Source organism: Micromonospora sp. NPDC050795 (genome assembly GCF_044456785.1).
Lineage (GTDB): Bacteria > Actinomycetota > Actinomycetes > Mycobacteriales > Micromonosporaceae > Micromonospora.
In genome coordinates this window covers 1-9,514 of record NZ_JBITGE010000067.1, presented here as the reverse complement: position 1 = coordinate 9,514, position 9,514 = coordinate 1, and the positions used below count along the sequence as shown (strand labels likewise).

The following is a 9,514-nucleotide window of genomic DNA, read 5'->3' as shown; positions in this document are numbered from 1 at the left end:
CACACCCGGATCACGGTCACGGGCCACCCGGACAACATCATCACGGAACTCACGAGGGTAAGGCTTGGGCACAGCAACATCCTTCCAGCCCGCCATCAGGGCAAGCCATCTCAGATGTCACCTATCGGTGCAGCAGACCCAGGCGGTGCTCCGGGTCCCAGTTGAGTGCACGTAGGAGGTGCTGCGCGGTCACCCGGCCGCAGCGTGCGGGAAGAGCCATCCACAGCAGCAACTCGGAGGGGCCGGTGGGTGCCGACGGGACGACCCGGGCAGGTAGCGCGGGCATCGGCACCGGGAATGGGCTTGGGCTGGCGGGCAAGGCCTCAGGGACCAGCGGACGGACGAGTTGCTCAACTACTTGGGTAAGGCGTGTCATGACGGGACAACCGCAGGCCTACCCGACCCACTGGTGGCTTTGCACAAGTTGCTCCTTGCCTACACTCCGCCGTCCGGGAAGCCGAGCTCGCCAGCGAAGTGGGCGAGGGACGCGGCGATGGCCTCGGGGTCGGTGCCCTCGACGGTCATACCCTTGCCTTCGTGTACCTGTCGTTCCCCTAGCGCCGCAACGACGCCGTAGGTCTACTGGCGTACCAGCTCGCATCGACCAAGATGTGGTTCCAAATCGGTGTATCAAAGTCCGGTCGGAAAGAACCGGTCTACAACGGCGCTACGGTGCTCGGAAGGGCACCGGTCCCGGGCGTGGACTGTGGTGGTGTCACAGCAACTGGAGGCCCTCGCGGCCTGAGGTGCGACCCGCCCGGACCGAGGAATCACGGCCCGCCCTGGCCGATCACCCGCGCGGACGGTCACGGTCCGAACCTAGTTGGTTGCCTGGTGTAGATTGCAGTGTCGTGCTTCTCCTGGCAGCGAACTCGGAGCCCGTCGCGCAGCCCACCTTCTGGGAGAACGTCGTCTGCATCCTGTTCTGCTCGGCGGGTCTCTTTCTGTACGTGTGCTACTACTTCGGCTTCAGGATCGAAGCCAAGTGCCTCGTCCTGACCAAGACCACCAGGAAGCCGTGCACGAAGGACGGCATGATTCTCGTCGGCTGCCGGAAACACAAGCGGCAGAAGTTGGTGGCATGGGTTCGCCACCTGGGTGCGGCTAGCTGGCTCGATCCGTGGCTCTACCGGTTGCACATCGTCCCGCCGTCGTTCGCGCCCCTGCCGCTGTACCCGGCGCAGGCAGCTGCTCACAGCGTCGCGCTACCAGTGGTAGCTGAGACGCCTGGCAAGCGCATGACGCTTGAAGCCCGGATCGCCTTGTGTGCGTTGGCCCTCGCCATCCTCCAAACAATCACAGCCCTCCTCGCCCTCGCCGTTGACATCGCCGCTGGCACGTAAGGCCGGCTCAACCCCGAGGACCCCCCGCCCTCGCGCAATGCCCCTCCCTGCGCGGCCGAAGAAGACCGGTCGCCTGCCAAACGTTGATCGACGCACGCTCGTCCGCGGGCTTACCCCAGGCGACACTCGGCCCGCTACCGCCCAGAGCATCGGCAAGCGTCGCCACGAGCGCCTCACCCCCACGTTGGTGCGCTCCCTACGCCACTTGTGCAATGCTGCGGAGGGCGAATCCATGACGCAGGGAAAGGGGGAGAAATGGGCGATGTCCGCTTTACGGAAGGAATTCTCAATCTCGCCCAAGCCGGGCGTCATCTCCGGGTTCCGCAACAGACTTTCCACCGGTGGGCGCGCGGCTACCAGCGCGGCGGTCCGCTGTTGCACGTCACCGATGGTCATCCAGACGTCCTGCCGGTCACGTTCATCGCTCTAGCCGAGGCACACGTGCTGGAGGCACTGCGGAACGCCGGCGTGCGTCCGCAGAAGATCCGCCCAGCCCTGACGGAACTCCAGCGGCAGTTCGGCCGTGAGTACGTCCTGATCGCACCCGAGCTGGCCACTGACGGCATCGACGTGCTGTGGGACTTCAGCAAAACCCGCCCCGGGGAGGGCCTGATCGTCGGTGGCACCAACCAACATGTGATCAAGGAGATTGTGGCCGATCACATGGAGTACATCGCCTTCGACAGCGAAGGGATCCCCGAGCAGCTGACGCTGTCCAACTGGCAGCCAGCCAAGGTGATCGTCAACATGCGGCGCTCGTTCGGGCAGCCGATCTTTGCCGCCACGGGAACCCGGGTGGCGGATGTCGCCGGCATGATGAAGGCGGGTGAGAGCGCTGAAACAGTCGCGGACGAGTTCGGAATCGACATCCACGACGCCCGAGCCGCCGCACGCGTCCTCCTGGGCCGCGCCGCCTGAGTTTTACATCGACGAGAACATGCACGGCCGGTCATTGCGCCGGTGCATCACCGACCTCGGCTACCAGGTGCACAGCCCCGCCTCCGTCTTCACCCGGGAACGCCTGGAGCAGGGCGTCAGAGACGAGGACTGGCTGCCGGTGATCGGCGAAAGGGGCTGGGTCGTGTTCGGCCGCGACCAGTACATCCTCAAGCGGGAACTGGAGTTACAAGCGTTCCTCAAGGCCAAGGTGCACATGTTCCTGTTCCCCGGCGACGCGGCACGCGCGCACATCATCGAGCTGGTGCGGCTGAACCTGGCCCGGATCTGCACACTGGCGTCGGCCCGCCAGCCAAACGTCTACTGGCTCAGACGAGACAGCGTGATGAGCTACGAACAGCGCCTAGCCGAGATCCGCCGCCGCCCCTTGAGAACCTAACCGTTATCAAGTAAGGCGACGACGACATGCCCGCCTTCCTGTCGACCGGCAGTGCGCCAAGTTGCGAGCCGGCCAACCGTTGGGCTTGCATCCGGTACCCGGGTACAGGCTTACCGTCATCGGTATGACCACCGATGACCAGACGTGGGCACCCGAGGCGTGCACCTTGCCGAGCGTGCAACGGCCACTGCGGCGGGCCGAATTCGACGACCTGTTCGCCACCGCCCTGTTAGAGCAGCAACGGCTGTCCCCCACCCACCTGCGGTGGCGCCTTGACCCGGCAGCCGAGACGACCGCCCGGGACCTGACTGACCGGGAAAGCTCCTGCTGCTCGTTCTTCACCTACACCATCACCCGCGTCACAGGCGCACTGCGCCTCGACGTGCAGGTACCGGCCGCACGCGTCGACGTCCTCGACGCACTCAGACAGCGAGCCGCCTCCACCGCCTCGTGATGCACACCAAGCTGCTCAGCCAACCGCCGGATCACGGGCTTCGGGATCGACTCGCGGAGCATACGCACAGCGCTGACGCAACTCATCGGGGTACTTCTTCGGTGCCGCCACAGAAACTTCCTCCCACGGCCATCAGACCATGATTACGAACCTCCATGAAAACGGGGTTAGCTCAGGTCGTCGGAGCATCTGCGGCGATGAACGAATCGCCCGTCGGTCTGACCTGCCCGTGGTATGACTCTTCCGGGAGCCGGTAGTCCGGACGGGTGAAGAAACGGGTTGGAATGAAGACGGAGAAGCGCCCCGGGCTGGTCCGCGATCTTGACCAGCCGAAGCAGGCCACCTACGTCGAATTGTTCTTCGATGTGATTTACATCTTCATCCTTTTCCGGCTCTCTCAGACCCTATTCAACCAGCTGGACTGGACCGGCGCTTACCAGACACTGATCCTGCTGTTGGCAGTGTGGTGGGTCTGGTCGTACACCAACCTGGTGACCGACACTTTGGACTCACGGCTCATCCATATCCAGTTGCTGGTAATCGCCACCATGTTCGGTGGCCTACTAATCTCCACGACCATCCCGGAGGCGTTCGAACAGCGCGGACTACTCTTCGCGATCGCATACGTCGCGATCAACCTGGGCCGCAGTTCCCTGCTCGCCATCGCTCTGCGCCGGGATCCACTCGGCCGTCGACCGCTGCGCGCAGTTCCCTGGTTCGTGATCTCGGCGGTGCCCTGGCTCGCCGGCGCACTGGTCGATGAGACAGCCCGGGTGGCGCTATGGAGCCTGGCCATCGCAATCGACTACCTGGCCGCGCTCTCCGGATGGCCGACGCCGAAGCTCGGTCGCACGACCCCCTCAGAGTGGAATCTGGCCAGCGAACATCTCGCCGAGCGCTACCGGCAGTTCATCATCATCGCGCTCGGTGAGACGGTCATCACCACCGGGCGAACATTCCACGCCAGCGAATTCAGCCTCCACCGAGGTATGGCGTTCACGGTGGCTTTCGGTACCACCGTGCTGCTCTACTTCACCTACTTCTACCGCACCAGGGAAAAGCTCGGCACGGCCTTCTCCCATCCGCACGAGCCGGGCTCTCGAAACAGGGAATCCGCCTTCGCCCATCTGCTCATGGTGGCCGGCATCGTCGCCATCACCGTCTCCGACGAGATGACGATCACGCACGCGACCGCAGCGGCCCCGGCGTCCTGGCTGGTCATCATCCTGAGCGGACCGGCGCTCTTCCTCGCCGGACACGCACTACTCGGACGGCACGTGTTCACCCGCGTGTCCACGCCTCGGCTGATCGGGCTAGGCGTGCTCATCGCCATCGGCCCGCCCCTGGTCGGGCAACCCGTACTGGTGCCCGCTGCAGCAGCCGCCGTCGTGCTCGCAGGGGTCGTCGGGTTCGACCTACTGCGCGGTGGCCGGGAGGTGGGCGATCAATCCTTGCCCCCGCGGCTCTGAACCCGCCCAACCCAGCTTGGCCGCAAGCCGTGGTGACCGAGCCGAGGGTCTCTATCGCCGGGAGCCGGCGTATGACCGCGTGACGTGCCGTCGATTGCTGGCTCCCGTTTTGGGGTGGCAGCACGGCGACACAACGACCGGGGTCGGGGTCTCGTCCAGTCCGGAGTTCAGATGACTCGGTTGGACTGTCGATCCCCGATGGTGATGGTGAGGATGATAGGCAGGTCTGGCCGTTCGAGGGCCTGGCGAACGTGAGCGAGGGCGTCGCCCTCGATACGGTCACGTACAGCGGCGATGTTCGCGGAGTCCTCGGTGCGCACCGAGATCGTGAGTCGGGGGTCAGTCGGGCTCCCAAAGACCTTCGCGCGACTGGTGTCGACGCCTCTGTAGGAATTGATCTCGGTGGTGACAGCGTCGGTGAGGGCGTTGGCGTCCAGCGACGTGCGGCCGGCGGATGAGCCGGAGGCGATGACGATGTCGCCAGCGCGCGAACGTGGGGTCAGGACGGCGATGAGCCAGCGCAGGGCGAGTATGGCCACCGCCAGGCCGACGACAGCGGCTACCGGCCAGAGCCAGACGCTGTTGTCGCCGAGGTACCGGGCGATCGGGTTGTCGGTCAGGTGCCGGCCGGCGAGATGGTTGCCGAGGACGTCGGTGCCGGCCAGGATCCCCGCGGTGCCGGCGGCCAGCAGTGCCAGCCCGAGGAGACTGAGCAGGGCGCGGGTGGTGCGGTCGGCGTGCATCAGCGCTCCCGGGTGGTGACCCGGACCGACAGTGTCGGCGGGCGGCTCAGGTGCAGGGCGTCGAGCTGTTGTCGGGCAGCTTCGGTCAGGGTTGCCCGCAGCGAGCTCGTATCGGAGTCGCCGGTGGCGCGGGTGGTAGCGCTGACGCGGGCGCGGTGTCGCCGGACGGTGACGTGGGCGTGGCTGACGCCGTCGATGCCGGTGACGGTCCGGCGCAGGGTGTGCGCGAGGCCGCGGCGGGTGATCGCGGCGTCGGTGGCCACGTTGACGGCGGCGATCGGCAGCCGGGCCGGACGTCGTGGTGTGAGCTGCGCGATAAGCAGCAGCAGCCCGACTGCCACCAGACCGACGCTGAGTAGCAGGACAGGCGCCGCGCCCCAGGAGGTGCGGGCAGCCCAGTCGTAGACGCCGGGCCAGTTGAGAAGCACTGGGCGGTGGTGGGCGCGTTGCGCGATCACCTCGATCACACCGACGGTCGCGGCCAGAACAACGCCGACAGCGAGGAGCAGTGCCAGCAGGCGGTTGAGGACTCTCACGGCCGATCACGATCGGTGGGGTTCGACCCGGTGATCAGTCCGGTGACGCTGATCCGGATCTCGGCGACGGTCAGACCGGTCAGGTCCTGCACCCGGTTCTGGACATGCTCGCGTACCTGGGTGCTGACGTGGACGATGGAAGCGGGCCACCGGGTACTGATGGCCAGGTCCAGGTAGACGGTCCGGCCGTCGACGTCCGCGGCGGCCTTCGGTACCTGACGCAGGCCGGTGCGGCGGATGCCGAGGTGTCCGGCGCCGGGCATCGCGTGGCCGAACACCCGCGGTGCGGCGCCGCCCGCGTCGGGGATCTCGAGGACGGCCTGTGCGGCGATCTTCTCGACAACCCGGTCGGCAATAGTGAGCTGTCCGAGTTCGGCACCACTGGCCAGGGGCAGACTGCCGCTGACACGGTCCAGTTCGGCGGTCAGGGTCATCGAGGGCTCCGCCGGCCCTGCAGGTAGCCGCTGAGGTCGAGGTCGCCGGAGAGGACCCGGGCGACCGCGAGGCCGAGACCGCCGAACAGGGCGACGATGAGCATCTGTCCGAAGCCGCCGAAGGCAAGGGCGAAGCCCAGCGCCAGGCCGACGATGGTCCCCAGGAACATGCGGTTCATGGCGTTCTCTCTCTCCCAGTCTGTGCCGTCATCGGGTGATCCGGATCGGCGGTGGGTCTTCGATGTCGGCGACGATCACATCGACGCGGTGCAGCGGTGCCACCGCGCCAACTGCGCGGCGGATCTGCTCGGCGAGTTCAGTGGCCGGTTGCCAGCGGCTGCGGACCTGTATCCGTACCGTGCCGGCGGTGACGGTGATCCCGTCGATCCGCCGGCCGGGGAGATAGGTGGCCGCGCCGGAAGGTGCTCCGGCCATCAGATCCGCCACGGCCGGGCAGCCGCGCACTGCGGCGGCTACGAGGTCGACGTTGACCCCGTCGACGATCGCGGTGAACGGCCCCCCGGCCAGGACGGTGACGGTCATGCGACGCGGGACTCGGTACGGTCCTCGGGTGCTTCGGGCATGTGTACGTCGTCCACGCTGATGTTGACCTCTACCACGTTCAGGCCGGTCATCCGCTCGATCGCGGTCTTGACGTTGCGCTGGATACTGCGGCCGAGTTCGGCGATGCTGATGCCGTACTCGACGACGATGTCCAGATCGATCGCTGCCTCGGTCTCGCCGACCTCGACGCCGACGCCTTGGGCGACGTTCGGGCCGTTACTGCCCGGGATTCGCTCACGGAGCGTGCCAAACGCGCGAGTGCTGCCGCTGCCCATCGCATTTACCCCGGACACCTCGCGGCAAGCGATCCCGGCGATCTTCTGGACGACGTTCTCGGCGACGGTGATCTTGCCCTCGGCGGTGTTTAGTCGGCTCTGCCGCGACCGCGGCGGAGCGACCGTGCTGTTTGCTGACGCTGTCGGTGTGGCTTGCTCGTTGTTGGTCAGTGTCGTTGTCATCAGAACACGTACTCCTTCATGATGAGGCGCTCTTGAACGCCTGCGGGGTGGGTGGGGCGTCGATCGCCGTAGTGGCATTGGGTTGCTCGCCGGAGGAAGCGTGGCGAGCGTGCGATTGCCGTGCAGTCACTGGCGTTGTCGGGTCCGCGGGGATCATGATGCCCAGGGGACGGCCATCGTAGGTAAAGGCGATTAGCTGTTGATCGGCGATATCAACCATCACACCCATCTTTCCTATTATTTGCCGTGAAACAGACGCCGCTGATCGGCGGTCTCCGGCAGGTGGGGTGGAGGGTGGAACGTGTCAGCCCGCGGTCCGGACCAGCCGGACGGGTCTGGTGCCTGGCCGGTCGTTCGCCTCGTGGTGGTCGCGGGTGGTGTCCTTGCCTGTGCCCACGTCGATGCGGCGCGGCTGTGCCTGCTCAGCGACGGGGATGGTCAACGTGAGTACGCCATCCTGGTAGTTCGCCGCGATCGCGTCGAGGCTTAGGCCGTCACCGACGATGAGTTGACGGGCGTAGGACGTGCCGGGGCGCTCGTCGATCAGGAAAGTGGCGTCCTCGGGTGCGGTGGCGTCGCGGACAGCCCGCACGGTCAGGGTGTTGCCTTCCTGGGTGACTTCGAGAGTTTCCACGTCGATGCCCGGTAGCTCGAAATGTAGGTAGAGCGCGTCACCGTGGCGGTAGCAGTCCATCGGCATCGTCCGCGGGACCCGCCGTGACCCGAGGATTTCGCCGGCCAGCTGGTTGAGGTCGTGGAATGGGTCGAATCGAAGCAGCATCGCTGACTCACGTCCTTAAGAGACACCACTCGGTGATTAAGACGGTGAGCCCAGCCGAAGTAGAGGTCTGCGCGGACTCTCGATGGTTGACCGGCGCGTAGACCGCCAGGATCAATGCGCAATGCGGTACCCATTGGGCAGGGCGCTGCCATGCCGTGGCGAACAGGGCTGCACATTGCGTGATCAGGGGTCGAATCGGTGGACGCCCCTGCTGCTAGCAGAATCAGGGGCACTCTACGGCTCTGGGCTGTTTGCCACCGGGGACCTGAGCGACAACCTCATCCTACGCCCTACCACGTCAAACCGCGACGCGAGCGATAGCCTTTTATCGTGGTGTCGGCACCCCGGGCCGGTCGGCGACCATCGTCGGGGAAATCTCCTCCGAGCCGTCGACGATTGCCTGGGCGAAATCCGACAACCTTCGGTTGTGGTTGCGAGCGCCGCTGCGCATTAGGGCGAACGCCTCATCCACATCGACCTGGAGACGTTCGGCGAGGACGCCCTTTGCCTGTTCGATCAGCACGCGGCTGTTGAGCGCGGTCTGGAGTTGCTCGGTGAGGATCGCACCGCGGTGGATGGCGCGTTGCTGGAGCAGCCCGATGGTGGCCACGTCGGCGAGTGCCTTGCCGATACGCAGCTGGCTCTTGTCGAGGGTGCGCGGGTGGACGTCGAACAGGTTCAGCGCCCCGATCACCTCAGAGCGCAGGCGCATGGGCATGGCGTGAACGGCAGCGAAGCCAACCTCGGCTGCAGCAGCGGCGAATATCGGCCACCGGTCCGCAGTTGGCAGGTCAGCCACCGACACGGGCCCGCCGGTGCGGAAGCAATCAAGACAGGGGCCCTGGTCAGTCTGCAGCTGGAACAGCTCCAGCAGTCTGGTGCGCTCGGAGGAGGCGGCCACCACCTGAAGCGCGCCCTGCTGATCGGTCAGCAGCAGCCCCGCCGCGGAGACGCCCAGTAACTCGACGCACCGTTTGGTGAGGACATGCAGGAAGTCGAGCACATCGAAATCGTCGACGAGCGTGTCGGCCATCTCCACGAGGACGTCCGTCAACTGGCTCTCGCTCATGTCACCCACCTTCGGTCAGACCATAGCCCAGCCCGATCCTCGGCGACACCGCAGGAGCGCGGACGGCCCGTGATCGACTCCACCGTCTTCGTGCTCGTCACGGGCCGCTCTCCGTAGGTTCGGGGTCAAAGCGAAGTCGTCGGGCGACCACGTCGCCCGCGACGTCCCGCAGGCGCCGATCGTGGGCGTAGGCGAAGGCGCGTAGCCGGACGAGCGCCACCGTCAGCGGCACCCCTAGGTTCTGTCTCGTAGATCTTGGTGGTCGGGGACGGCGCGTAGCCAGTCAAGGGTTTCGACCAGGTCGAGGGTGGCCTGGAAATGGGTGGC

15 protein-coding genes are annotated in these 9,514 nt (G+C 66.1%); 5 read left to right on the top strand and 10 right to left on the bottom strand.

Annotated elements, in window-relative coordinates; translation table 11 throughout:
* Window positions 1–121: 121 nt before the first annotated feature.
* On the bottom strand, window positions 122–286 hold the full coding sequence (locus tag ACIBEF_RS31690) for a hypothetical protein (RefSeq protein ID WP_396797086.1): 165 nt from the start codon (window positions 284–286) through the stop codon (window positions 122–124).
* Between the two features lie 565 nt (window positions 287–851).
* Between ACIBEF_RS31690 and ACIBEF_RS31685 the strand changes: the two genes are divergently transcribed.
* The 5 genes from ACIBEF_RS31685 to ACIBEF_RS31665 all read left to right on the top strand — a co-directional run bounded on the left by ACIBEF_RS31685 (window position 852) and on the right by ACIBEF_RS31665 (window position 4,602).
* On the top strand, window positions 852–1,343 hold the full coding sequence (locus tag ACIBEF_RS31685; protein ID WP_396797085.1) for a hypothetical protein: 492 nt from the start codon (window positions 852–854) through the stop codon (window positions 1,341–1,343).
* Window positions 1,344–1,598: 255 nt separating this feature from the next.
* On the top strand, window positions 1,599–2,261 hold the full coding sequence (locus tag ACIBEF_RS31680) for a DUF433 domain-containing protein (protein ID WP_396797083.1): 663 nt from the start codon (window positions 1,599–1,601) through the stop codon (window positions 2,259–2,261).
* Window positions 2,170–2,679, top strand: a complete 510-nt coding sequence (locus tag ACIBEF_RS31675) for a hypothetical protein (protein WP_396797082.1) — start codon at window positions 2,170–2,172, stop codon at window positions 2,677–2,679. Before ACIBEF_RS31680 ends, ACIBEF_RS31675 begins: the two co-directional genes overlap by 92 nt.
* Before the next feature lie 124 nt (window positions 2,680–2,803).
* Window positions 2,804–3,133, top strand: a complete 330-nt coding sequence (locus tag ACIBEF_RS31670) for a hypothetical protein (protein WP_396797080.1) — start codon at window positions 2,804–2,806, stop codon at window positions 3,131–3,133.
* Between the two features lie 284 nt (window positions 3,134–3,417).
* The gene (locus tag ACIBEF_RS31665) at window positions 3,418–4,602 is read left to right on the top strand and encodes a low temperature requirement protein A (protein WP_396797078.1); all 1,185 of its coding nucleotides are present in this window, start codon (window positions 3,418–3,420) and stop codon (window positions 4,600–4,602) included.
* Between the two features lie 167 nt (window positions 4,603–4,769).
* Here the strand turns inward: ACIBEF_RS31665 and amaP are convergent, their stop codons facing one another.
* The 9 genes from amaP to ACIBEF_RS31620 all read right to left on the bottom strand — a co-directional run bounded on the left by amaP (window position 4,770) and on the right by ACIBEF_RS31620 (window position 9,187).
* The gene (gene amaP / locus ACIBEF_RS31660; RefSeq protein WP_396797077.1) at window positions 4,770–5,345 is read right to left on the bottom strand and encodes an alkaline shock response membrane anchor protein AmaP; all 576 of its coding nucleotides are present in this window, start codon (window positions 5,343–5,345) and stop codon (window positions 4,770–4,772) included.
* Window positions 5,345–5,881: a DUF6286 domain-containing protein gene (locus ACIBEF_RS31655; RefSeq protein WP_396797075.1), complete on the bottom strand. Its 537-nt coding sequence runs from the start codon at window positions 5,879–5,881 to the stop codon at window positions 5,345–5,347. The genes amaP and ACIBEF_RS31655 overlap by 1 nt, the downstream gene beginning before the upstream one ends.
* Entirely contained in the window at window positions 5,878–6,315 is a 438-nt protein-coding gene (locus tag ACIBEF_RS31650) for an Asp23/Gls24 family envelope stress response protein (RefSeq protein WP_396797073.1), read from the bottom strand. Before ACIBEF_RS31650 ends, ACIBEF_RS31655 begins: the two co-directional genes overlap by 4 nt.
* Window positions 6,312–6,494 (bottom strand): hypothetical protein, encoded by a 183-nt coding sequence (locus tag ACIBEF_RS31645; protein ID WP_396797072.1) that lies wholly within the window; start codon window positions 6,492–6,494, stop codon window positions 6,312–6,314. Before ACIBEF_RS31645 ends, ACIBEF_RS31650 begins: the two co-directional genes overlap by 4 nt.
* Before the next feature lie 28 nt (window positions 6,495–6,522).
* Complete coding sequence (locus ACIBEF_RS31640) at window positions 6,523–6,858, bottom strand: hypothetical protein (protein ID WP_396797070.1); 336 nt, start codon at window positions 6,856–6,858, stop codon at window positions 6,523–6,525.
* Window positions 6,855–7,337 carry an Asp23/Gls24 family envelope stress response protein gene (locus ACIBEF_RS31635; protein ID WP_396797068.1) on the bottom strand — a complete coding sequence of 161 codons (483 nt, stop codon included), beginning with the start codon at window positions 7,335–7,337 and terminating at the stop codon, window positions 6,855–6,857. Before ACIBEF_RS31635 ends, ACIBEF_RS31640 begins: the two co-directional genes overlap by 4 nt.
* 16 nt (window positions 7,338–7,353) lie before the next feature.
* Window positions 7,354–7,566 carry a hypothetical protein gene (locus tag ACIBEF_RS31630; protein ID WP_396797067.1) on the bottom strand — a complete coding sequence of 71 codons (213 nt, stop codon included), beginning with the start codon at window positions 7,564–7,566 and terminating at the stop codon, window positions 7,354–7,356.
* A gap of 75 nt (window positions 7,567–7,641) precedes the next feature.
* Window positions 7,642–8,118, bottom strand: a complete 477-nt coding sequence (locus ACIBEF_RS31625) for an Hsp20/alpha crystallin family protein (protein WP_396797066.1) — start codon at window positions 8,116–8,118, stop codon at window positions 7,642–7,644.
* A gap of 325 nt (window positions 8,119–8,443) precedes the next feature.
* Window positions 8,444–9,187 carry a GAF and ANTAR domain-containing protein gene (locus ACIBEF_RS31620; protein WP_396797065.1) on the bottom strand — a complete coding sequence of 248 codons (744 nt, stop codon included), beginning with the start codon at window positions 9,185–9,187 and terminating at the stop codon, window positions 8,444–8,446.
* Window positions 9,188–9,514 lie beyond the last annotated feature (327 nt).

Coding starts and splice junctions, on each gene's coding strand:
- ACIBEF_RS31690 (WP_396797086.1), bottom strand. CDS start 286: ATGCCCGCGCTACCTGCCCGGGTCGTCCCGTCGGCACCCACCGGCCCC.
- ACIBEF_RS31680 (WP_396797083.1), top strand. CDS start 1,599: ATGGGCGATGTCCGCTTTACGGAAGGAATTCTCAATCTCGCCCAAGCC.
- ACIBEF_RS31670 (WP_396797080.1), top strand. CDS start 2,804: ATGACCACCGATGACCAGACGTGGGCACCCGAGGCGTGCACCTTGCCG.
- ACIBEF_RS31665 (WP_396797078.1), top strand. CDS start 3,418: ATGAAGACGGAGAAGCGCCCCGGGCTGGTCCGCGATCTTGACCAGCCG.
- amaP (WP_396797077.1), bottom strand. CDS start 5,345: ATGCACGCCGACCGCACCACCCGCGCCCTGCTCAGTCTCCTCGGGCTG.
- ACIBEF_RS31650 (WP_396797073.1), bottom strand. CDS start 6,315: ATGACCCTGACCGCCGAACTGGACCGTGTCAGCGGCAGTCTGCCCCTG.
- ACIBEF_RS31645 (WP_396797072.1), bottom strand. CDS start 6,494: ATGAACCGCATGTTCCTGGGGACCATCGTCGGCCTGGCGCTGGGCTTC.
- ACIBEF_RS31640 (WP_396797070.1), bottom strand. CDS start 6,858: ATGACCGTCACCGTCCTGGCCGGGGGGCCGTTCACCGCGATCGTCGAC.
- ACIBEF_RS31635 (WP_396797068.1), bottom strand. CDS start 7,337: ATGACAACGACACTGACCAACAACGAGCAAGCCACACCGACAGCGTCA.
- ACIBEF_RS31630 (WP_396797067.1), bottom strand. CDS start 7,566: ATGGGTGTGATGGTTGATATCGCCGATCAACAGCTAATCGCCTTTACC.
- ACIBEF_RS31625 (WP_396797066.1), bottom strand. CDS start 8,118: ATGCTGCTTCGATTCGACCCATTCCACGACCTCAACCAGCTGGCCGGC.
- ACIBEF_RS31620 (WP_396797065.1), bottom strand. CDS start 9,187: ATGAGCGAGAGCCAGTTGACGGACGTCCTCGTGGAGATGGCCGACACG.